At 56.1% G+C, this 20,241-nt stretch carries 20 protein-coding genes and 4 tRNA genes; 11 read left to right on the top strand and 13 right to left on the bottom strand.

What is annotated here, in order from left to right; genetic code table 11:
- Positions 1–48 precede the first annotated feature (48 nt).
- The 4 genes from ACMWJS_RS10225 (at position 49) to ACMWJS_RS10210 (ending at position 426) form a co-directional block, all read left to right on the top strand.
- Positions 49–124 (top strand) — tRNA-Val (locus ACMWJS_RS10225).
- Positions 125–165: 41 nt separating this feature from the next.
- Positions 166–241, top strand: a tRNA-Val gene (locus tag ACMWJS_RS10220).
- Between the two features lie 29 nt (positions 242–270).
- Positions 271–346 (top strand) — tRNA-Val (locus tag ACMWJS_RS10215).
- 4 nt (positions 347–350) lie between these two features.
- Positions 351–426, top strand: a tRNA-Lys gene (locus ACMWJS_RS10210).
- 99 nt (positions 427–525) lie between these two features.
- Here ACMWJS_RS10210 and ACMWJS_RS10205 read toward each other — a convergent pair.
- From ACMWJS_RS10205 to xapA, 3 genes are all read right to left on the bottom strand, one after another.
- Positions 526–1,413, bottom strand: a complete 888-nt coding sequence (locus ACMWJS_RS10205; RefSeq protein ID WP_414747020.1) for a LysR family transcriptional regulator — start codon at positions 1,411–1,413, stop codon at positions 526–528.
- A gap of 67 nt (positions 1,414–1,480) precedes the next feature.
- Positions 1,481–2,737 (bottom strand): nucleoside permease, encoded by a 1,257-nt coding sequence (locus ACMWJS_RS10200; RefSeq protein ID WP_223539336.1) that lies wholly within the window; start codon positions 2,735–2,737, stop codon positions 1,481–1,483.
- A gap of 51 nt (positions 2,738–2,788) precedes the next feature.
- Positions 2,789–3,613 carry a xanthosine phosphorylase gene (gene xapA, locus ACMWJS_RS10195; RefSeq protein WP_167211827.1) on the bottom strand — a complete coding sequence of 275 codons (825 nt, stop codon included), beginning with the start codon at positions 3,611–3,613 and terminating at the stop codon, positions 2,789–2,791.
- A gap of 206 nt (positions 3,614–3,819) precedes the next feature.
- Here xapA and ACMWJS_RS10190 point away from each other — a divergent pair, with 206 nt between their 5' ends.
- Entirely contained in the window at positions 3,820–4,158 is a 339-nt protein-coding gene (locus ACMWJS_RS10190; RefSeq protein ID WP_045909442.1) for a FlxA-like family protein, read from the top strand.
- Here ACMWJS_RS10190 and ACMWJS_RS10185 read toward each other — a convergent pair.
- Positions 4,155–5,090, bottom strand: coding sequence for a LysR family transcriptional regulator (locus ACMWJS_RS10185; RefSeq protein ID WP_414747019.1), 936 nt, complete (start codon positions 5,088–5,090; stop codon positions 4,155–4,157). The genes ACMWJS_RS10190 and ACMWJS_RS10185 overlap by 4 nt on opposite strands.
- An 89-nt stretch (positions 5,091–5,179) precedes the next feature.
- On the opposite strand from ACMWJS_RS10185, the gene ACMWJS_RS10180 reads away from it, so the two are divergent.
- Positions 5,180–6,175, top strand: a complete 996-nt coding sequence (locus ACMWJS_RS10180) for a bile acid:sodium symporter family protein (protein ID WP_045909444.1) — start codon at positions 5,180–5,182, stop codon at positions 6,173–6,175.
- On the opposite strand, the gene ACMWJS_RS10175 is transcribed toward ACMWJS_RS10180, so the two are convergent.
- The 3 genes from ACMWJS_RS10175 to zipA form a co-directional block, all read right to left on the bottom strand.
- Positions 6,172–6,387, bottom strand: a complete 216-nt coding sequence (locus ACMWJS_RS10175; protein ID WP_003861328.1) for a DUF3820 family protein — start codon at positions 6,385–6,387, stop codon at positions 6,172–6,174. The genes ACMWJS_RS10180 and ACMWJS_RS10175 overlap by 4 nt on opposite strands.
- 1 nt (position 6,388) lies before the next feature.
- Complete coding sequence (ligA, locus tag ACMWJS_RS10170) at positions 6,389–8,404, bottom strand: NAD-dependent DNA ligase LigA (RefSeq protein WP_414747018.1); 2,016 nt, start codon at positions 8,402–8,404, stop codon at positions 6,389–6,391.
- 69 nt (positions 8,405–8,473) lie between these two features.
- Positions 8,474–9,457 (bottom strand): cell division protein ZipA, encoded by a 984-nt coding sequence (gene zipA / locus ACMWJS_RS10165; protein ID WP_196346751.1) that lies wholly within the window; start codon positions 9,455–9,457, stop codon positions 8,474–8,476.
- 230 nt (positions 9,458–9,687) lie between these two features.
- Between zipA and cysZ the strand changes: the two genes are divergently transcribed.
- The 5 genes from cysZ to crr all read left to right on the top strand — a co-directional run bounded on the left by cysZ (position 9,688) and on the right by crr (position 14,481).
- Positions 9,688–10,449 (top strand): sulfate transporter CysZ, encoded by a 762-nt coding sequence (gene cysZ / locus ACMWJS_RS10160; RefSeq protein ID WP_048226154.1) that lies wholly within the window; start codon positions 9,688–9,690, stop codon positions 10,447–10,449.
- Between the two features lie 163 nt (positions 10,450–10,612).
- On the top strand, positions 10,613–11,584 hold the full coding sequence (gene cysK, locus ACMWJS_RS10155) for a cysteine synthase A (protein ID WP_045909448.1): 972 nt from the start codon (positions 10,613–10,615) through the stop codon (positions 11,582–11,584).
- 317 nt (positions 11,585–11,901) lie between these two features.
- Complete coding sequence (ptsH, locus tag ACMWJS_RS10150) at positions 11,902–12,159, top strand: phosphocarrier protein Hpr (protein WP_045909449.1); 258 nt, start codon at positions 11,902–11,904, stop codon at positions 12,157–12,159.
- Between the two features lie 44 nt (positions 12,160–12,203).
- Positions 12,204–13,931, top strand: coding sequence for a phosphoenolpyruvate-protein phosphotransferase PtsI (gene ptsI, locus ACMWJS_RS10145; protein ID WP_023332954.1), 1,728 nt, complete (start codon positions 12,204–12,206; stop codon positions 13,929–13,931).
- Positions 13,932–13,971: 40 nt separating this feature from the next.
- Positions 13,972–14,481: a PTS glucose transporter subunit IIA gene (gene crr, locus ACMWJS_RS10140; protein ID WP_003861316.1), complete on the top strand. Its 510-nt coding sequence runs from the start codon at positions 13,972–13,974 to the stop codon at positions 14,479–14,481.
- Between the two features lie 44 nt (positions 14,482–14,525).
- Here crr and pdxK read toward each other — a convergent pair whose 3' ends face one another.
- The 6 genes from pdxK to ACMWJS_RS10110 form a co-directional block, all read right to left on the bottom strand.
- Positions 14,526–15,362 carry a pyridoxine/pyridoxal/pyridoxamine kinase gene (gene pdxK, locus ACMWJS_RS10135; protein ID WP_048226156.1) on the bottom strand — a complete coding sequence of 279 codons (837 nt, stop codon included), beginning with the start codon at positions 15,360–15,362 and terminating at the stop codon, positions 14,526–14,528.
- 5 nt (positions 15,363–15,367) lie between these two features.
- The gene (gene cysM, locus ACMWJS_RS10130) at positions 15,368–16,279 is read right to left on the bottom strand and encodes a cysteine synthase CysM (protein WP_414747017.1); all 912 of its coding nucleotides are present in this window, start codon (positions 16,277–16,279) and stop codon (positions 15,368–15,370) included.
- A 113-nt stretch (positions 16,280–16,392) separates the two neighbouring features.
- Positions 16,393–17,487, bottom strand: coding sequence for a sulfate/thiosulfate ABC transporter ATP-binding protein CysA (gene cysA / locus ACMWJS_RS10125; protein WP_008501607.1), 1,095 nt, complete (start codon positions 17,485–17,487; stop codon positions 16,393–16,395).
- Positions 17,477–18,352: a sulfate/thiosulfate ABC transporter permease CysW gene (gene cysW, locus ACMWJS_RS10120; RefSeq protein ID WP_045909450.1), complete on the bottom strand. Its 876-nt coding sequence runs from the start codon at positions 18,350–18,352 to the stop codon at positions 17,477–17,479. The genes cysA and cysW overlap by 11 nt, the downstream gene beginning before the upstream one ends.
- Positions 18,352–19,185 (bottom strand): sulfate/thiosulfate ABC transporter permease CysT, encoded by an 834-nt coding sequence (gene cysT, locus ACMWJS_RS10115; protein ID WP_004123378.1) that lies wholly within the window; start codon positions 19,183–19,185, stop codon positions 18,352–18,354. The genes cysW and cysT overlap by 1 nt, the downstream gene beginning before the upstream one ends.
- The gene (locus ACMWJS_RS10110) at positions 19,185–20,198 is read right to left on the bottom strand and encodes a sulfate ABC transporter substrate-binding protein (RefSeq protein WP_414747016.1); all 1,014 of its coding nucleotides are present in this window, start codon (positions 20,196–20,198) and stop codon (positions 19,185–19,187) included. Before ACMWJS_RS10110 ends, cysT begins: the two co-directional genes overlap by 1 nt.
- Positions 20,199–20,241: the final 43 nt, after the last annotated feature.

Below are 20,241 nucleotides of genomic sequence, written 5' to 3'. Positions count from 1 at the left end.
GCGTTGACTCATTTTCAACTCTCCCTATAATGCGACTCCACACAGCGGGGGTGATTAGCTCAGTTGGTAGAGCATCTCCTTTACACGGAGGGGGTCGGCGGTTCGAGCCCGTCATCACCCACCATCTACTTCGGTAGGCTCGCAGTGTAGATAAGAATTGAGATTGGGCGATTAGCTCAGTTGGTAGAGCATCTCCTTTACACGGAGGGGGTCGGCGGTTCGAGCCCGTCATCGCCCACCATTCTCACCTTATCGCAGCAGTTCCGAAATGGGCGATTAGCTCAGTTGGTAGAGCATCTCCTTTACACGGAGGGGGTCGGCGGTTCGAGCCCGTCATCGCCCACCATTTCGGGTCGTTAGCTCAGTTGGTAGAGCAGTTGACTTTTAATCAATTGGTCGCAGGTTCGAATCCTGCACGACCCACCAATGTAAAAAAGCGCCCTAAAGGCGCTTTTTTGCTATCTGCGGTACTGAGCATAAAAAACATAGCCTGATGGCGCTACGCTTATCAGGCCTACGAAACCATCACACTCCTGTTAACGTTTCAATTAGCGTCTTCACCGCTGGCGTCGCCTGCTTCTCGTCATACACCACATACAAATCTGCCGGTATACGCTCTTTCAGCGGGCGGAACACCACGCCCGGCCACTGCATTTGCGCGTAACTGTCTGCTGCAAGCGTAATCCCCATGCCCATGCTGATCATCGCCAGTACCGTTTGCGGCTCAACGGCTTCACGCACGATCATCGGCGAAAACCCGGCCTGCTGGCAGACGCGATGTAAAAATGCCCAGTCAGAATGCGCTGAAGGCATCGTGACAAAATACTCGTCCTGCAACTCTGCGAGCGCAATCGATGATTCGCTCACCAGCCGGTGATCTTCCGGCATCGCCACCAGAAAAGCGGCCTCGCGTAACCGCTCGCTGGTAAACCCCGCGGTAGGCTCGGTTGCCATTCGCCAGATGCCCACATCCAGCTCCCGGCGCTCAAGCAGCGCCATCTGCATGACCGGGGATTTCTCGCGGAATACGACATCGACATTCGGGTGCGATTTCAAAAAAGCGCGCATCACCGTGCGCACCTCACTCCACATGGCGGTACCGACAATACCCAGCTCAATGCGCCCTGCCTCCCCCCGGCCAATCTGCTCGACGCGAGCCAGCGCCTGGTTTGCACCGGCAAGCAAACGACGGGACTCTTCCATCAGCACCTTACCGGCATGCGTCAACGCGACGCTTCGCGAGTGGCGAATAAACAGTAACGTCCCCAGCTGGCTTTCCAGCTCTTTAATATGCAGGCTCAACGGCGGCTGAGACATATTGAGACGGGCCGCAGCCCGTCCAAAATGCAGCTCCTCCGCCACGGCCAGAAAATAGCGCAGCAGCTTGAGATCGGTCCGATAGGCGCGTTCCATCAAAACATATCCTGGCGATAACACTTATGTGCCTACCTTAAAGCCTTTCATCGTGCAGAGGGGAAATTTAGTGCGCAACTGTGCGCATCTCGCTGTTTTTGCAGGTATGGCGATAGTTAAAGCTGAAATAAAACACCACCGCGAGCGCCAGGGCATAGGCCGCGAATACCAGCCAGATCGTCTGCCAGTCCTTCACTCCGTCCACCGAGAAATAATCGACGGCCATACCGCTCAATACCGATCCGAACCAGGCCCCGATACCGTTAACGGTTGTCATAAACAGCCCCTGTGCGCTGGCGCGGATATCGGCGCTCACCTCCTGTTCGACAAACACCGAGCCGGAAATATTGAAAAAGTCGAACGCGCAGCCGTAGACAATCATTGAGAGCATGAGCAGCACAAAGCCTGTTGCAGACGGATCGCCAAAGGCAAACAGCCCAAACCGCAGCATCCAGGCCACCATGCTCATCAGCATGACCGTTTTAATACCAAAGCGTCCGAGGAAGTACGGAATGGTCAGAATGAAGAACACTTCAGAGATTTGCGAAACGGAGAGCAAGATGGACGGATATTTGACGATAAAGCTATCGGCATACGCCGGATTACGCGCAAAATCATGCAGGAAGGGGCTGCCAAACGTGTTAGTTATCTGCAGCACGGCCCCCAGCAGCATCGCGAATAAAAAGAACACCGCCATGCGGGGCTGTTTAAACAGGACAAACGCATTGAGGCCCAGCTTGCTGGCCAGCGACGGAGACGTTTTTGTTTTCGCCACCGGAATGGCTGGCAATGTCAGAGAATAGAGCGCCAGCAGCACGGACGCGGCAGCCGCCATATAGAGCTGCAGGTTGCTCAGCTCTGCCCCCATCAGGCTTATGGTCCACATCGCGGCAATAAAGCCCACGGTGCCATACACCCGCACTCGCGGAAAATGGCTCACCGTATCCAGCCCTGCCCGTTCAAGACAGGAGTAAGAAATCGTATTCGACAGCGCAATCGTGGGCATAAAGGCCATCGCATTCACCAGCATGACCCAGAACATCAGGCCCGGCTCATTGACCTGTGCGGCATAGCAGAGCGCGACGGCGCAAACGAGATGACAAATCACGTAGGCGCGGTCTGCTCGCAGCCATTTGTCGGCAATAATTCCCACCAGCGAGGGCATAACAATCGCGGCAAGTCCTTTGGAGCTGTACACCATGCCCACGTCGGAGCCGGTAAAATGTAGGGTGTTAATCATGTAAGCGCCGAGGGTAACCAGCCAGCTCCCCCAGATAAAATATTGCATAAAGGACATCATCTTTAAGCGAGTCGTGATGCTCATAACCCATTCCTTATAGCAGTGTGGCCCTCACGGGCCACTTTATTGTTTTACTCAGGCAATATGGCGAAGAAAACCGCAGATAAGATTGATAAAGTTCTGGCGGGAAAGCTCAGCGGCAGCGAGGGTTTGTTCATGCGAGAGTTTGATATCGCCCAGCCCTTCCGCGAGATTGGTAATCGCAGAAACGGCCACGACCTTCAGGCCGCAGTGACGCGCGGAAATCACTTCCGGTACTACGGACATGCCCACCACATCGCCGCCGATAATTTGCATCATGCGGATCTCGGCCGCCGTCTCGAAGTTCGGACCGGGATAAGAAACAAACACCCCTTCATGGAGCGGGAAGCCGGCTTTCGTCGCCACGGTTTGCAGAATGGCGCGGTAATCCGCGTCGTAAGCATTGGCCAGCGAGAAGAAACGCTCGCCAAAGCGCTCATCGTTCAGCCCTACCATCGGCGTGCCCGGCATGGTGTTAATATGGTCGCTCAGAGCAACCAGGCTGCCTGGCTGAACGTCCGGGCGCAACGAGCCCGCCGCATTGGTGCTAAACAGCAGTTCGCACCCCAGCAGCTTAAAGGTACGGATCGCATCGGTCATGATGGCCATCCCTCGCCCCTCATAGAAATGGCCGCGCCCCTTCATGCAGGCAACCGGCACCCCGGCAAGATGCCCGAGCACCAGCTCCCCGGCATGGCCATGCACGGTGCTCACCGGGAAGCCAGGCAGCGTTTCGTAGCTCAGGGAAACGGCGTCATCAATCTGGTCGGCAAGGGCACCCAGGCCAGAGCCGAGAATAAACGCCACGCGAGGCGTGAAGTTCGGCTTAGCGGCGCGAATGATGTCGGCGCAGTACCACGGATTATTCGAGAGGGTCATAGAGGCTCCTTAAGGATGAAGATCGCGATGCGGGGATCGCATGACTTACGTCTTATATCCGCAGCCTGCCGGTGACATCCAATACACTTTCACCGCACCATCAATACTGATTGTGTATCGATGCAACTCCCTGCCAGATATGGCAGTTTTGCTCAAGCTAATCCCGTCGGTGCCGATACCTCTGTTTTATAACGCGAGGAAAAAGTATGACGACCATTCAGGCTTCAACCCAACAGATACAAACCAGCGGCGCGAGTGGCACTTCGAGCAGTAACGATATCTCTGCGCAAATCACCCGCATTCTCGACAAGATCAAAAAGCTGACCCAGCAGTTAAAAGAGCTGTCGAACAGCCCCATCAGCACCGATGAAAAGAAAAAGCAGCAGGAACTGATTCAGACCCAGATCAAAGTGCTGCAGGCGCAGCTCGCCGCGTTGCAGCGCCAGCAGGCCGAAGAGGCCCAGAAGAAGCAGGAACAAAAACTGGGCAAAGTGGAAGGCGTGAATAGCCCGTCAGACACTAATCAGATTGATATCTACATTTAATCTTCTGATGCGTTAAACAGTGGATCGCGTATGCGGGCCTCGGTTAATCGCTGTGCCTGGATACGCACCACTTCCCAGATAGCCTGCGCCGCCCCCGAGAGTGAACGATTTTTTCGCCGCACCAGCATTAGCTTTCGCTCGACAACGGGCGTCAACCGCTTCACGGCCAGTCGACTTCCCTGCGGCAGGGGAAGCGCCAGGGCGGGCAATACGCTGATGCCAATGCCGGCTTCCACCATAGGAAACAGCGTTGCCGGGTGACCAATCTCCTGCACGATTGCTGCCTTGACCCCCTGATCCACCAGCGCGGAATCAATCAAAGGACGGCTGCCCGAGGCATAATCCTGTAAAACCAGGTTCGCGCCCTGCAGTGACTGCCACCTGACCTCCAGTAACGCGGCCAGCGGATCGTCGTCACGGCAGAGCAGCAAAAAGGGCTCTGAAAGTACGCTTTCGCACTCCAGATCGCTCACCTGGCCGGGATCGATAACAATACCAAAATCGACATCTCCCTGGCGGATGCTCTCCAGCACCCACTGTTGCGGTCTGTCATGCAGCACAAAATCAATGTCCGGGTAGCGATGGCTTCCCTCGGCAATACACTGCGGGATAAGGTGCGCAGAGATCGTCTGGCTGGCCGCAACCCGCACGGTACCCGAAAGCTGCTGGCCCAGTCTCCCTACGTCTCTGAGCGTGCTGTTCAGCTCATCCAGCAGCCGTTCAAGGCGCAGAGCCAGCTGCTGTCCGGCTTCGGTCAACACCACTTCGCGCGTGGTACGATCGAGTAATCTTACCCCCGTCTGATTCTCCAGCTCTTTCACGCTGTGGCTGACCGCCGACTGGCTCAGGCCAATCATCTCCCCTGCCCGGCTAAAGCTGCGGGCATGGGCGACGGTGACGAAAATACGAAGCTGGCGTAAGGAATAATTCATCTGTTTAATTCATGAATGGATGCAATAAATCAATTTTATTTCTCAAATGGAAAAAAGCACAATAGCGACATCTGTTTTCAGGAGTCATTATGAAACTATTTCGTATTGTTGATCCGTTTACGCTCACCCTGGTGGTTACCGTTTTACTGGCCTCGTTCTTTCCCGCTCGCGGCGGGTTCGTCCCGTTCTTTGAAGGACTGACGACGGCCGCCATCGCGTTGCTGTTCTTTATGCACGGCGCAAAACTCTCCCGTGAAGCCATCATCGCGGGCGGTAGCCACTGGCGACTGCACCTCTGGGTGATGTGCAGCACGTTTATTCTGTTCCCGATCCTCGGGGTGCTGTTTGCCTGGTGGGCGCCGGTTAACGTCGACCCGGCGCTCTACACCGGCTTCCTGTATCTCTGTATTCTTCCGGCCACGGTGCAGTCCGCCATTGCCTTTACCTCTCTCGCGGGAGGGAACGTGGCGGCCGCGGTCTGCTCGGCATCAGCCTCCAGCCTGCTGGGGATTTTCGTCTCGCCGCTGCTGGTGGGCCTGCTGATGAACATGCACGGTGCGGAAGGTAACCTTGAGCAGGTGGGCAAAATCTGTCTGCAGCTGCTGCTGCCCTTTGTCCTGGGTCATCTCTCCCGTCCGTGGACCGGCGCATTTGTGGCGAAGCACAAAAAGTGGATCTCAAAAACCGACCAGACCTCGATTCTGCTGGTGGTTTACTCCGCCTTCAGCGAAGCGGTCGTGAACGGGATCTGGCACAAGGTGGGGGCAGGCTCGCTGCTGTTTATCGTGGTGGTCAGCATTGTCCTGCTGGCGATTGTAATAGCGGTAAACGTCTTTGTGGCACGCAAATGCGGCTTCAACAAAGCGGATGAAATTACGATTGTGTTCTGCGGTTCGAAGAAGAGCCTGGCGAACGGCATCCCGATGGCCAACATTCTGTTCCCGACCTCGGTGATTGGGATGATGGTGCTGCCGCTGATGATTTTCCATCAGATCCAGCTGATGGTCTGCGCGGTGCTGGCGCGTCGCTACAAACGCCAGACCGAAAAACTGGCGCAGGAAGCGACCCGCGCCGCGAAGGCTTAAGGACGTTTCAGGGGCTGCACCAGTTGGGTCAGCCCCTCGGTTTTGATCAGTAACGTTATCGCCATCAGCTCGCCCAGTCGCCCTGCCGGAAATTCATCCTTACGGGCAAACCACAGCAGATACTCCTCCGGCAAATCAATCAGCCTGCGGCCCTTGTATTTACCGAACGGCATCTCGGTATTGGCGATCTCAACGAGCTGCTCTTTCTCCACGTTACTCTCCTAACAGACGCATCATTTCCGCTTCGTCGATAACCTCAATGCCGAGCTCCTGAGCTTTCGCCAGCTTCGAACCCGCCGCTTCTCCGGCAATAACCAGGTCGGTTTTCTTCGACACGCTGCCCGCCACTTTTGCACCCAGCGCCACCAGACGGGCTTTGGCGTCGTCGCGTGAAAGCTGGCTCAGGCTACCGGTTAGCACCACGGTTTTACCGGCAAATGGGCTATCAATTTCTTCGGCGTTGACCACCACCGGCGCAGGCCATTTAATGCCCTCTTCCAGCAGCTTGCCGATGACCTCGCGGTTGCTCTCTTCGGCAAAGAAGTTAAAGACGTGCGTGGCGACGACGATGCCGACGTCCGGCACTTTCTGCAGCTCGTCGATGCTTGCCTTTTCCAGCGCCTCCAGCGTACCAAAGTATGCGGCTAAACCTGCCGCCGTCGCTTCGCCGACTTCGCGAATGCCCAGCGCGTACAGGAAGCGGGCGAAGGTGGTCTCTTTGGCGGCTTCCAGCGCGTTAACCACGTTCTGGGCTGACTTCGGCCCCATGCGATCCAGACCGGTCAATTTGCCCGCCGTGAGCCTGAACAGATCCGCTGGCGTATGGACATACTCTTTCTCAACCAGCTGATCGATAATCTTGTCACCCATGCCGTCCACGTCCATTGCGCGACGGGAAACGAAGTGCTTCAGTGACTCTTTACGCTGTGCGCCACAGATTAAGCCCCCCGTACAGCGCGCCACGGCTTCACCTTCCACACGCTCAACGTCCGAGCCACACACCGGGCAATGGGTTGGGAAGACAACCTCGCGCGTATCGTCAGGACGTTCTGACTCCACAACGTTAACCACCTGCGGGATCACGTCCCCCGCGCGGCGAATCACCACTTTGTCACCAATACGCAGGCCCAGGCGGTCGATTTCATCGGCGTTATGCAGCGTGGCGTTACTCACCAGCACGCCCGCCACCTGCACCGGCTCCAGACGGGCGACCGGGGTAATGGCCCCCGTACGTCCCACCTGGAACTCCACGTCGCGGACGAAGGTCATCTGCTCCTGAGCCGGGAACTTAAACGCCACCGCCCAGCGCGGCGCGCGCGCCACGAAGCCCAGCTGCTCCTGCAGCGCCAGTGAATTCACCTTGATGACCACGCCATCAATATCAAAGCCGAGCGTCGGACGATCCTCTTCCACCTTGTGGTAGAACGCCAGTACCGCTTCCGGCGAGTCGCAGAGCTGAACGCGGTTGCTCACCGGCAGTCCCCACGCCTTAAACTGCAGCAGACGCCCAAGATGGGTATCCGGCAGCTCGCCGCCCTCCAGAATACCGACACCGTAGCAGAAGAAAGTAAGCGGTCGCTTCGCAGTGATGCGAGGGTCAAGCTGACGCAGCGAGCCCGCCGCCGCGTTACGCGGGTTAGCAAACACTTTCCCGCCGGTGCGACGCGCCTCTTCGTTAATTTTCTCGAAGCCCGCCTGCGGCAGGAACACCTCGCCGCGCACTTCCAGACGCGCAGGAATGTTGTCACCCTGAAGCTTCAGCGGGATCGCGCGGATGGTACGCACGTTAGTGGTGATGTCTTCACCCGTCGTGCCGTCGCCACGCGTCGCGGCACGCACCAGCACGCCGTTTTCATAGAGAAGGCTGACGGCCAGGCCATCCAGCTTCAGCTCGCAGCACCAGGTGAGCGCGTCGCTGCTTTTCAGGCGATCCTGCACGCGCTTGTTAAACGCGAGGAAGCTCTCTTCATCGAAGACGTTATCCAGCGACAGCATTGGCACTTCATGCCGCACCTGGCTGAAGGCCCCCAGCGGCTCTGCGCCGACGCGCTGGGTGGGGGAATCCGGCGTGATGAGTTCTGGATGCTGCGCCTCTAATTCGCGCAGCTCGCGCATCAGGCGGTCATACTCCGCATCCGGGACTTCCGGTGCGTCCATAACATGATAGAGATATTCATGATGGCGAAGCGTGGTTCGCAGTTCAGTGAGTTGTTGTTCGATTGAGTCCATATCACACCATCAATGAGAAAAAACCCCCGACATGCGGGGGTTGAGGAGGAGTTGAAGTCAACGCGGCGATTACGCGTTAGCTTCCTTAACTTCGCGGATGCGGTCCTGATACTCGCGCAGTTTCTGCGGGGTCATCATTCGACGCTGATCGTCGAGCACCACACCACCGACTTCGTCAGCGATATGCTGAGCGGACTGCAGCATCAGCTTAAAGTTTTGCAGTTCGTCGCCATAAGACGGCACCTGCATAAAGATAGTGACGCCAGGCGTAACGAAATCACCGGTCATGTCCGGATCAAAGGTACCTGGGTTAACCATGTTGGCCAGGCTGAACAGCGCCGGGCCGCTACCGTCAGGACTCAGGTGACGATGGAAAATGTTCATATCGCCAAACTTGAAGCCTGCCTGTTGAATACTGTTGAGCAGAACGTCACCGTTGAGATGGCTACCGTGATGCGCGGCCACGTTCATGATGATCACCGCTTCTTTACGCTGCGGTTTTTCAACAACCGGTTCTGGCTCTGCTACGGGCTCAGGCTCAACGTGCGGGGCTGGCGCGGGCTGCGGCGCAGGTTGAACATGAACAGGCTGCTGCGGTTGTGGTACCGGCTGTGCAGGCTGCTGTTGCATGGGCTGCTGCAGCGGTTGCTGTTGAACCGGCTGTGGCGCAGCAGGCTGCTGATAGACAGGCTGTTGCGGCGGCTGGCGCACCGGTTCTTCCACAGGCTGCGGCGCTGGCTGGCGCGGCTGTGCAGAAGCATACGGCGGTTGATACTGGTGCTGCGAAGGACGAGGCGCTTCATGCTCCCCATGGCCTACGCCGGGCGCAGTATTGACCCGATGAACACGAACTTCACCCACGCCGTCGTCGTCGCTTCCATCGATGTCATCTTCACTGTCATCGTCGTCACGACTGGACTTCATGCGCTTCAGTGGGCGATCGCGAAACATCGAGGAACGCTCTTTACGGCTGGTCCAGAAACCATGTACCAGTAAAGCGATTATGGCGATCGCGCCAACAATGATTAATATCAGACGCAAATCCTGCATCATTATATTCTCTGTTGTTCTAACACCTTGCCACCACGGCAAACATTTACTCACTAAGAGTATTTGCCGTTTACGTCAAGTGCAAGTGTGTGCAGAGCATTCACAGCATAAAGATGAAGGAAATCGTGCTTTTTGCTGGTTTTTCGAACATTTCCGAACTGGTCATTGGTCCGTAAGTGGATAATATAGGCGGGCAATTCCACTGGTTGTGTAAAAAGGAGTACAGCCTGGCTATGGTTTCAACATCTTCTTCCCCCCCGCGCAGCGGCGTCTGGTATTTTTCTCAGGGCTGGAAACTGGTCTCCCTGCCGGGTATTCGACGCTTCGTCATCCTGCCGCTGTTAATTAACATAATTCTGATGGGCGGCGCGTTCTGGTGGCTGTTCACAAAGCTGGAGAGCTGGATCCCGTCGCTGATGAGCCATGTGCCAAACTGGCTGCAGTGGCTTAACTACCTGCTCTGGCCGGTGGCGGTGATCTCCGTGCTGCTGGTGTTTGGCTACTTCTTCTCGACGATTGCCAACTGGATAGCCGCACCGTTTAACGGTTTGCTGGCGGAACAGCTGGAAGCGCGCCTTACCGGCGCAACACCGCCGGACACGGGCATATGGGGGATCATGAAAGACCTCCCTCGCATTATGAAGCGTGAATGGCAGAAGTTTGCCTGGTACCTGCCCCGCGCGATTGTGCTGCTTATCCTCTATTTTGTGCCCGGCATTGGCCAGACGGTGGCACCGGTGCTGTGGTTCCTGTTCAGCGCCTGGATGCTGGCCATCCAGTACTGCGACTATCCGTTCGATAACCACAAGGTGCCGTTTAAAGAGATGCGCACCGCCCTGCGCAGCCAGAAGGTTGCCAATATGCAGTTTGGTGCGCTGACCAGCCTGTTTACCATGATCCCCTTCCTGAATCTGTTCATTATGCCGGTTGCCGTCTGCGGCGCGACGGCAATGTGGGTGGACTGCTATCGTGCTAAGCACGCGTTATGGAAATAATGCAAAAATGTGTAAAGCAGGGGTGGCTTATGCCGCCCCTTATTCCATACTGATCCCCATTATTTCCTTGCAGTATATAGATATGCGAATTCCTTACTTCCCCCTACCTGCTTAGCAGGTATGCTGGGTCGGTATCCCAATTTCATACAGTTAAGGACAGGCCATGAGTAAGATTTATGAAGACAACTCGCTGACTATCGGTCATACGCCCCTGGTTCGACTGAACCGTATCGGTAATGGACGCATCCTGGCGAAGGTCGAATCACGTAACCCGAGCTTCAGCGTAAAATGCCGCATCGGTGCAAACATGATTTGGGATGCTGAAAAACGTGGCGTACTGAAGCCTGGCGTTGAGCTGGTGGAACCGACCAGCGGCAATACCGGGATCGCTCTGGCCTATGTTGCTGCCGCGCGCGGCTACAAGCTGACGCTGACCATGCCTGAAACCATGAGCATCGAGCGTCGTAAGCTGCTGAAAGCGCTGGGCGCGAACCTGGTGCTGACCGAAGGCGCGAAGGGCATGAAAGGTGCCATTCAGAAAGCCGAAGAGATTGTGGCCAGCGATCCGGCGAAATACCTGCTGCTGCAGCAGTTCAGCAACCCGGCAAACCCGGAAATTCACGAGAAGACCACCGGCCCGGAAATCTGGGAAGATACTGACGGCCAGGTTGACGTCTTTATCTCCGGCGTGGGTACCGGCGGTACGCTGACCGGCGTGTCACGCTATATTAAAGGCACGAAGGGTAAAAAAGATCTGATTACCGTTGCCGTTGAGCCGACTGACTCACCGGTTATCACCCAGGCGCTGGCCGGGGAAGAACTCAAACCTGGCCCGCACAAAATTCAGGGTATTGGCGCAGGCTTCATTCCGGGCAACCTGGATCTGAAGCTGATCGATAAAGTGATCACCATTACGAACGAAGAAGCCATCTCTACCGCGCGTCGCCTGATGGATGAAGAAGGTATTCTGGCGGGTATCTCTTCCGGTGCGGCCGTTGCGGCAGCGCTCAAGCTTCAGGAAGATGAAGCCTTTACCAATAAGAATATTGTGGTTATCCTTCCTTCCTCGGGTGAGCGTTACTTGAGCACCGCGCTGTTTGCCGATCTCTTCACTGAAAAAGAGCTGCAACAGTAGTGCCAGCATGTTAATAACGCGTAAAAAAGCACCTTTTCAGGTGCTTTTTTGTGGCCTGCTTCAAACTTTTACCCCTCCTGGCATTGCTTCACCCCGAAGGGTCTGGTATTTAAACCAGCAATTATTTTGATGCGTGAAATTAATCAGCGAACGAAATAGCCTTGCTGAATCGATTTTATGATTTGGTTCAAGTCTTGCTTTCGCTGCATAATGTTTAATGACGATCGAAACGTCAGCGCTAACAATACAGGCTAAAGTTCAGTCGCCAGGCTAGACTTTAGTTCCACAACACTAAACCTATAAGTTGGGGAAATACAATGTTCCAGCAAGAAGTTACCATTACCGCTCCGAACGGTCTGCACACCCGCCCTGCTGCTCAGTTTGTTAAAGAAGCAAAAGGCTTTTCTTCTGAAATCACTGTGACTTCCAACGGCAAAAGCGCGAGCGCAAAAAGCCTGTTCAAACTGCAGACTCTGGGCCTGACTCAGGGCACCGTAGTCACCATCTCTGCGGAAGGTGAAGACGAGCAGAAAGCAGTTGAGCATCTGGTAAAACTGATGGCTGAGCTCGAGTAAGTTTCCGGGTTCTTTTAAATATCAGTCACAAGTAAGGTAGGGTTATGATTTCAGGCATTTTAGCATCCCCGGGTATCGCTTTCGGCAAAGCACTGCTGCTGAAAGAAGACGAGATCGTCATCGACCGGAAAAAAATTTCTGCCGACAAGGTTGATCAGGAAGTTGAACGTTTTCTGAGCGGTCGTGCCAAGGCATCTGCGCAACTGGAAGCAATCAAAACTAAAGCTGGCGAAACTTTCGGTGAAGAAAAAGAAGCCATCTTCGAAGGGCACATCATGCTGCTCGAAGATGAGGAGCTGGAGCAGGAAATCATAGCCCTGATTAAAGATAAAGGCATGACGGCCGACGCGGCTGCGCATGAAGTTATCGAAGGTCAGGCAACTGCCCTGGAAGAACTGGATGATGAATACCTGAAAGAGCGTGCGGCTGACGTACGTGACATCGGTAAGCGCCTGCTGCGCAACATCCTGGGTCTGGCCATCATCGACCTGAGCGCAATTCAGGATGAAGTGATCCTGGTTGCTGCTGACCTCACCCCGTCTGAAACCGCACAGCTGAACCTGAAAAAGGTCCTCGGTTTCATCACCGACGCAGGCGGCCGTACCTCCCACACCTCTATCATGGCGCGTTCTCTGGAACTGCCTGCCATCGTGGGTACCGGTAGCGTCACCTCTCAGGTTAAAAATGGCGACTATCTGATTCTGGATGCCGTAAACAATCTGGTTTACGTCAACCCAACCAATGAAGAGATCGATAAACTGCGCGCGGTTCAGGAGCAGGTTGCGACTGAAAAAGCGGAACTCGCTAAGCTGAAAGACCTGCCAGCCATCACCCTGGACGGCCATCAGGTTGAAGTGTGCGCAAACATCGGTACCGTCCGCGACGTTGATGGCGCTGAGCGCAACGGTGCGGAAGGCGTCGGTCTCTATCGTACTGAATTCCTGTTCATGGACCGCGACGCGCTGCCTACAGAAGAAGAGCAGTTTGCCGCGTATAAAGCCGTGGCTGAAGCGTGTGGCTCTCAGGCGGTTATCGTCCGTACCATGGACATCGGTGGCGACAAAGAGCTGCCGTACATGAACTTCCCGAAAGAAGAGAACCCGTTCCTGGGCTGGCGTGCAATCCGTATCGCAATGGATCGTAAAGAGATCCTGCGTGACCAGGTTCGCGCGATCCTGCGTGCCTCTGCGTTCGGTAAGCTGCGCATCATGTTCCCAATGATCATCTCTGTTGAAGAAGTGCGTGCACTGAAGAAAGAGATCGAAATCTACAAACAGGAACTGCGCGACGAAGGTAAAGCGTTTGACGAGTCAATCGAGATCGGCGTGATGGTGGAAACACCAGCGGCGGCGACCATTGCGCGTCATTTAGCCAAAGAAGTTGATTTCTTTAGTATCGGTACCAATGATTTAACGCAGTACACCCTGGCAGTTGACCGTGGTAATGATATGATTTCACATCTCTACCAGCCAATGTCACCGTCCGTACTGAACTTGATCAAGCAAGTTATTGATGCTTCTCATGCAGAAGGTAAATGGACTGGCATGTGTGGTGAGCTTGCAGGCGACGAACGTGCTACACTTCTGTTGCTGGGTATGGGTCTGGACGAATTCTCTATGAGCGCCATTTCCATCCCGCGCATTAAGAAGATTATCCGTAACACGAACTTCGAAGATGCGAAGGTGTTAGCAGAGCAGGCTCTTGCTCAACCGACAACGGACGAGTTAATGACGCTGGTTAACAAGTTCATTGAAGAAAAAACAATCTGCTAATCCACGAGATGCGGCCCAAATTACTGCTTAGGAGAAGATCATGGGTTTGTTCGATAAACTGAAATCTCTGGTTTCTGATGATAAGAAAGACTCCGGAACTATTGAGATTGTTGCTCCGCTCTCCGGCGAGATCGTCAACATCGAAGACGTGCCGGATGTAGTGTTTGCTGAGAAAATCGTTGGTGATGGCATTGCTATCAAACCAACTGGCAACAAAATGGTTGCTCCAGTTGACGGCACCATCGGTAAAATTTTTGAAACCAACCATGCGTTCTCTATCGAATCTGATAGCGGTATCGAACTGTTCGTTCACTTCGGTATCGACACCGTTGAACTGAAAGGCGAAGGCTTCAAACGTATCGCGGAAGAAGGCCAGCGTGTGAAAGTTGGCGACCCGGTGATTGAATTCGATCTGCCACTGCTGGAAGAAAAAGCCAAGTCTACCCTGACTCCGGTTGTTATCTCCAACATGGACGAAATCAAAGAACTGATCAAACTGTCTGGCAGCGTCACCGTGGGTGAAACCCCGGTTATCCGCATCAAGAAGTAATTCTTGCCGCACAGTAAAATGGCGCCTTCGGGCGCCATTTTTGTTTATGCCGGCAGGATAAGCTCGTCGTAGCCTTTCGACTGGGTATAGAGCATCACGTCCGTCACCCTATCGCCAGCCATGCGAATGGCATCGGCAACGGTTTTCCCCTCAACAATGCCGCTCACCAGTTCTGAACAGAACAGATCGCCCGTCCCTTTCAGATCGGTTTCTACCCGCGGATGCGCACTGACGGTAACGCCTTCATTCGTCACCAGCACCACGTGGATGTTTTGCGGGTCGTCAGCGACAGGCGCACTGGTGATCGCCACCCATTTCAGGCTGTCAGAGAGCAGTCCCTGTGCCGCCGCGATGGCGCTTTCCGGCGTGCGGCACGGTTTGCCGCTTAGCACTTCCAGCTCATAGACGTTTGGCGTAATCCCCTGCGCCAGCGGCAGCAGGTGCTCCCGATACGCCTCGGGGATCTCGGGCTTCACGTACATCCCGCTGTCGATATCGCCTATAACCGGGTCGACCAGCACCAGCAGGTCAGGATGCTGCGCTTTGACCGCCTTCAGCCACTGCGCCAGCAGGGCGATCTGGCTGGCATTTCCCATATATCCGGTAGTGACCGCCTTAAGCTCGCGCAGGATCTCGCGCTCTTCCAGCGCCTTCAGGTAGCCGCTGAACCACTCATCGGGGATCACGCCGCCGTAGAACGTGTCATAGTGTGGCGTGTTGCTGAACAGTACCGTTGGCACGGCGGTGACGTTCAGCCTGTGGGTTCGAATATTCGGCACCGCGATGCTGTTTCCCACGCTGCCGTACACCACCTGCGACTGCACCGCGACAATATCGGTTTGCTGCGCCCGGGTATTATCCCGGAATAGAATCATCTCCATGACGCTTAAATCCCCGCCCCCTGCGAATAACTCTCTTCACCAAAGACGCCGGTAGACAGATAGCGATCGCCGCGATCGCAAATAATCGCCACCACCACCGCGCCCGGGTTTGCCTGCGCCACCCGAATCGCGCCCGCTACCGCGCCGCCCGAGCTGACGCCGCAGAAGATGCCTTCGCGCACGGCCAGCTCACGCATGGTATTTTCCGCCTCGCGCTGGTGAAGATCCAGCACCTGGTCCACAAGCTGCGCATTAAAGATGCCGGGCATATACTCCGCCGGCCAGCGGCGAATGCCCGGAATGCTGCTCCCCTCTTCCGGCTGCAGGCCGACAATGGTGACGGCTTTATCCTGCTCGCGCAGAAAACGCGATACCCCGGTAATGGTGCCGGTGGTGCCCATGCTGGAGACAAAATGGGTGATTCGCCCGTCGGTTTGCTGCCAGATTTCCGGGCCGGTGGTGGTGTAGTGGGCGTACGGGTTGTCCGGGTTATTAAACTGATCGAGCAGTTTACCTTCACCGCGCTCGGCCATTTCTAACGCCAGGTCGCGCGCGCCTTCCATCCCCTGCTCTTTGGTCACCAGAATCAGATCGGCTCCGTAGGCACGCATCGCGGCGCGGCGCTCCTGGCTCATGTTATCCGGCATCAGCAGCTTCATGCGGTAGCCTTTCAGCGCCGCAATCATGGCCAGGGCGATACCCGTGTTGCCGCTGGTAGCTTCAATCAGCACGTCGCCCGGCTTAATCTCGCCGCGCTTTTCGGCCTGGACGATCATCGATAGCGCGGCACGGTCTTTCACCGACCCCGCCGGGTTATTGCCTTCGAGTTTGACCCAGATTTCGCTGCCGTTGTCTGGCCCCATGCGCTGAAGCTTGACCAGAGGCGTGTTGCCGATGGTCTTTTCTAAGGTATTCATGATCGCTGTCCAATAAAAAGCCCGGTGGCGCGCATCGCTCCGGGCCTACATACGTCATATTGTAGGCCGGGTAAGCGCAGCGCCACCCGGCAAAACTACGTAATCCTAACCTATCAGGCTGACTCCGCCAGAGCAATATCCTCGCGCGTCTCGATGCGTTCCTTGCCGTGATAAATACGGGCATGCTGCAGACCGACAAACAGGCGTTCTCCCCGATGCGGCGGGACGTCGTCGCGCATGACCACCGTCAGCGGCTCGGTATACCAGCCCAGCGGCTGTACCACCAGTTGGGTATAGTGCCCTTTAGGGCTCGCTTCCAGCACCTGCACTGGCAGCGGTGAATCCAGGCTGGTTCGACGGCTCACGTCCACTTCCCACGGACGCAGGAACAGATCGACCGGTCCCTGGTGGGCGGAGGTATAGCCCAGCGGCCAGCGGTGCGCGCCCACGTGGAACTGTCCGCCGCGAATGGTGCCCTGCAGACGGTTCACCTCGCCCATAAACTCCAGCACGAAGCGGGTCGCCGGTTCACGCCAGAGCTGTTCCGGCTCGTCAACCTGCTCAATGTTGCCCTGACTCATGACCACCACGCGATCCGCGACTTCCATCGCCTCTTCCTGGTCGTGAGTCACGAAGACGCTGGTGAATTTCAGCTCTTCATGCAGCTGACGCAGCCAGCGGCGCAGCTCTTTACGGACCTGTGCATCCAGCGCGCCAAAGGGTTCATCCAGCAGCAGAATTTGCGGCTCAACGGCCAGCGCGCGCGCCAGCGCCACGCGCTGTTTCTGCCCGCCGGACAGCTGGGCCGGGAAACGGTCCGCCAGGTGAGCCAGCTGCACCATCTCCAGCAGTTTGGTCACTTTCGCTTTAATGGTTGCCGCATCCGGGCGTTCGCGACGCGGCAGCACGGTGAGGCCAAACGCAATGTTGTCAAACACGGTCATGTGGCGGAACAGCGCGTAGTGCTGGAACACAAAGCCCACTTTACGATCGCGGGCGTGCAGGCGGCTCACGTCGGTACCGTGGAAGCGGATGTGCCCGCTGGTCTGATGCTCAAGCCCGGCGATAATACGCAGCAGTGTGGTTTTGCCGGAGCCAGACGGTCCCAGCAGCGCCACCATTTGTCCGGAAGGGATATCCAGCGAGATATCATTCAGCACCTGGGTGCGACCAAAAGACTTCTTAATATTGGCAATCTCAATGCTCATGATTTCCCTCCTGATGCAGACGTTTTTCCTGATTTTCTAAACGCCACTGCACCACACTCTTCAAAAACAGGGTCAAAATAGCCATCAGCGTCAGCAACGCTGCGGCAGTAAAGGCGCCGATGGTGTTGTAGTCCTGCTGCAGCAGTTCAATCTGGAGCGGCAGCGACAGGGTTTCACCGCGAATGGATCCGGAAACAACGGAAACAGCACCGAACTCGCCAATCGCGCGGGCGTTGGTCAGCACCACGCCGTAAAGCAGTGCCCAGCGAATGTTCGGCAGCGTCACGCGACGGAACATTTGCCAGCCTGAAGCCCCCAGCAGCACCGCCGCTTCGTCTTCGTTGCTCCCCTGGCTTAACATCACCGGCACCAGCTCACGCACCACGAACGGACAGGTCACGAAGATGGTAACCAGCACCATGCCTGGCCAGGCGAACATGATCTGCAGGTTATGCGCATCCAGCCAGCCGCCCAGCGGGCCGTTGGAGCCGTAGAAGAGCAGGTACACCAGACCGGCCACCACAGGCGACACGGCAAACGGAATATCCAGCAGGGTCAGCAGCAGCTGACGTCCCGGGAAGTTAAAGCGCGTCACCAGCCACGCCAGCAGGGTACCGAACACCAGGTTCACCGGAACGGTAATCAGGGCAATCAGCACGGTCAGCCAGATGGCGTGCAGCATATCCGGGTTCGCCAGGTTTTCCAGCGCGGGCATCAGGCCCTTGCTGAACGCCTGAACGAAGATATAAATCGTCGGCACGACGAGAATGAGGGCGGACACCAGCACGCCCGCCCCAATCAGAAACCATTTACCCCAGTTGATGCGGGGCGCATCGTATCGCTTCAATTGCGTAACTTCCGCCATCAGTGACCTACCACACGTCGACCAAAGCGACTTTGCAGAGTGTTAATCGAGTACAGCAGCAGCAGCGAGGCCGCGAGGATCACCGAAGCAATCGCGCTCGCCGCCGGATAATCAAACTCCTGCAGGCGAATGAAAATCATCAGCGAGGTCACTTCCGTTTTCCAGGCGATGTTCCCGGCGATAAAAATCACCGCGCCGAACTCCCCGAGGCTGCGGGTAAACGACAGCGCGACGCCCGCCATCAGCGCCGGAGACAACTCCGGCAGCACCACCTTGCGGAAGCTCTGCCAGCGCGTGGCGCCCAGCGTTTCCGCCGCTTCTTCGTATTCCGGACCTAACTCTTCCAGCACCGGCTGCACGGTACGCACCACAAACGGGATGCTGGTAAAGGCCATCGCCACCGCGATACCGAGCCAGGTATAGGTCACCTTGATGTCAAATTTCGCCAGCCACTCGCCGTACAGCCCGTTCACGGAGAAGAGCGAGGCGAGGGTTAAGCCGGCGACCGCCGTCGGCAGCGCAAACGGCAGATCCATCAGAGCGTCAAGCAGCGTGCGGCCCGGGAAGCGATAGCGGGTTAAAATCCATGCCATCAGCAGGCCGAACACGCCGTTAAAAATGGAGGCGACAAACGCCGACAGCAGCGTCACCTTATAGGCCGCCACCACCTGGGGGTTAGTGACCACGTCCCAGTACTGCGCCCAGCTCATCTGCGCAAGCTGCATCACCAGCGCGCTGAGCGGCAACAGCAGGATCAGGCAAACGAACAGCAGGCTGGTCCCGAGGCTTAAGGTAAAGCCCGGCAGCACGCGTTTAGTCGATACTGCAAACATTACTTATGCCCCGCCGCCAGCAGTTTGTCTAACTCACCGCCACTGGCAAAATGCGTTTTCATCACGTCTGGCCAGGAGCCAAAATGATCTTCCACGCGGAACAGCGCGGTCTGCGGGAATTTATCTTTCAGCTTGTCCATCACGTCCGGGTTGTTCACGCGGTAGTAGTAATCGGTAATGATGGTCTGCGCCTGAGGGCTGTACAGGTAGTTGAGATAGGCTTTTGCCGCTTTCTCGGTACCGTTTGCCTGCACGTTTTTATCCACCCATGCGACCGGGAATTCGGCCAGAATGTTGGTTTTCGGGATAACCACCTCAAAGCCATGCGCTTCATACTGTTTGCGAATGTTGTTCACTTCCGATTCAAAGCTGATCAGCACATCACCCAGGCCGCGCTCAGCGAAAGTCGTGGTCGCCCCGCGGCCGCCGGTATCAAACACTTCGACGTTTTTCAGGAACTGGGTCATGAACTGCTCGGTTTTGGCTTTATCGTTACCGTCAGCCTTGTCCGCCGCGCCCCACGCCGCTAAATAGGTGTAACGCGCGTTACCGGAGGTTTTTGGGTTCGGGAAAATCAGTTTCACGTCGGAACGCACCAGGTCGCTCCAGTCGTGGATATTCTTCGGATTGCCCTTGCGTACCAGGAAACCCATGGTGGAGTAGAACGGCGAGCTGTTGTTCGGCAGACGGCTCTGCCAGTCCGCCGGGATGAGCTTGCCTTTGTCATGCAGGATCTGCACGTCAGTGACCTGGTTGTAGGTCACCACATCCGCTTTCAGCCCCTGGAGAATGGCCAGCGCCTGCTTGGACGAACCGGCGTGGGACTGCTTGATGGTCAGCTTATCGCCGTTATTGTCTTTCGCCCACTGCTGTTCGAACGGGGGGTTAAGGGCGGCAAACAGCTCGCGGGAGACGTCATACGAACTGTTCAACAGTTCAGTCGCCTGCGCCTGTGCCACCAGCAGTAAACCTGCCAGCGCCAGAGTTCCTTTTTTCAGTACAGTAACGGCCATTGCGCACCCTTATAAATGTGATGACTATCTTATAGTCATAATA

The sequence above is a fragment of the Enterobacter sp. HK-058-C-ECC genome, from assembly GCF_047531125.1.
Taxonomy (GTDB): domain Bacteria; phylum Pseudomonadota; class Gammaproteobacteria; order Enterobacterales; family Enterobacteriaceae; genus Enterobacter; species Enterobacter quasiroggenkampii.
This window is presented reverse-complemented; position numbering and strand designations above follow the sequence as displayed.

Bases quoted from the DNA above. Each gene is read 5' to 3' on its own strand.
- ACMWJS_RS10205 (WP_414747020.1), bottom strand. From the start codon at position 1,413: ATGGAACGCGCCTATCGGACCGATCTCAAGCTGCTGCGCTATTTTCTG.
- ACMWJS_RS10200 (WP_223539336.1), bottom strand. From the start codon at position 2,737: ATGAGCATCACGACTCGCTTAAAGATGATGTCCTTTATGCAATATTTT.
- xapA (WP_167211827.1), bottom strand. From the start codon at position 3,613: ATGACCCTCTCGAATAATCCGTGGTACTGCGCCGACATCATTCGCGCC.
- ACMWJS_RS10190 (WP_045909442.1), top strand. From the start codon at position 3,820: ATGACGACCATTCAGGCTTCAACCCAACAGATACAAACCAGCGGCGCG.
- ACMWJS_RS10185 (WP_414747019.1), bottom strand. From the start codon at position 5,090: ATGAATTATTCCTTACGCCAGCTTCGTATTTTCGTCACCGTCGCCCAT.
- ACMWJS_RS10180 (WP_045909444.1), top strand. From the start codon at position 5,180: ATGAAACTATTTCGTATTGTTGATCCGTTTACGCTCACCCTGGTGGTT.
- ligA (WP_414747018.1), bottom strand. From the start codon at position 8,404: ATGGACTCAATCGAACAACAACTCACTGAACTGCGAACCACGCTTCGC.
- zipA (WP_196346751.1), bottom strand. From the start codon at position 9,457: ATGATGCAGGATTTGCGTCTGATATTAATCATTGTTGGCGCGATCGCC.
- cysZ (WP_048226154.1), top strand. From the start codon at position 9,688: ATGGTTTCAACATCTTCTTCCCCCCCGCGCAGCGGCGTCTGGTATTTT.
- cysK (WP_045909448.1), top strand. From the start codon at position 10,613: ATGAGTAAGATTTATGAAGACAACTCGCTGACTATCGGTCATACGCCC.
- ptsH (WP_045909449.1), top strand. From the start codon at position 11,902: ATGTTCCAGCAAGAAGTTACCATTACCGCTCCGAACGGTCTGCACACC.
- ptsI (WP_023332954.1), top strand. From the start codon at position 12,204: ATGATTTCAGGCATTTTAGCATCCCCGGGTATCGCTTTCGGCAAAGCA.
- crr (WP_003861316.1), top strand. From the start codon at position 13,972: ATGGGTTTGTTCGATAAACTGAAATCTCTGGTTTCTGATGATAAGAAA.
- pdxK (WP_048226156.1), bottom strand. From the start codon at position 15,362: ATGGAGATGATTCTATTCCGGGATAATACCCGGGCGCAGCAAACCGAT.
- cysM (WP_414747017.1), bottom strand. From the start codon at position 16,279: ATGAATACCTTAGAAAAGACCATCGGCAACACGCCTCTGGTCAAGCTT.
- cysA (WP_008501607.1), bottom strand. From the start codon at position 17,487: ATGAGCATTGAGATTGCCAATATTAAGAAGTCTTTTGGTCGCACCCAG.
- cysW (WP_045909450.1), bottom strand. From the start codon at position 18,352: ATGGCGGAAGTTACGCAATTGAAGCGATACGATGCGCCCCGCATCAAC.
- cysT (WP_004123378.1), bottom strand. From the start codon at position 19,185: ATGTTTGCAGTATCGACTAAACGCGTGCTGCCGGGCTTTACCTTAAGC.
- ACMWJS_RS10110 (WP_414747016.1), bottom strand. From the start codon at position 20,198: ATGGCCGTTACTGTACTGAAAAAAGGAACTCTGGCGCTGGCAGGTTTA.